The sequence below is a fragment of the Paenibacillus sp. MER TA 81-3 genome (genome assembly GCF_023713585.1).
Classification (GTDB): Bacteria; Bacillota; Bacilli; order Paenibacillales; family Paenibacillaceae; genus Paenibacillus_B; species Paenibacillus_B profundus.
In genome coordinates, this window is sequence record NZ_JAMAWB010000119.1 from 1 (window position 1) to 286 (window position 286).

1 pseudogene is annotated in these 286 nt (G+C 43.0%); it reads left to right on the forward strand.

Annotated elements, in window-relative coordinates:
• Positions 1 to 157: pseudogene (locus tag M3650_RS31505) on the forward strand (IS5/IS1182 family transposase); the annotation flags it as partial.
• Between the last annotated feature and the right edge of the window lie 129 nt (positions 158 to 286).

Below are 286 nucleotides of genomic sequence, written 5' to 3' on the forward strand. Positions count from 1 at the left end.
TAAAGAACGATACAAGATTGAGGCCAAGAACAGTGAACTTAAGCATAGACACGGGTACGACGTTGCGTCCTCCTCGGGTCTGGTTGGCATGGAGATTCAGGGGGCAATGGCGATATTTGCGGTTAATTTAAAGCGAATACTGAAGCTTATGGGTTGAAAATGCTCGCCTCCAGTGGGACAGTAAGCAAAAAAATACGATTTTCATTCGTGAAATCTGAATGAAAATCGTATTTTTTGATGTGTTCACATTCGGTTACGTACAAAAGCCGTGTTTTTCAGTGGCCTC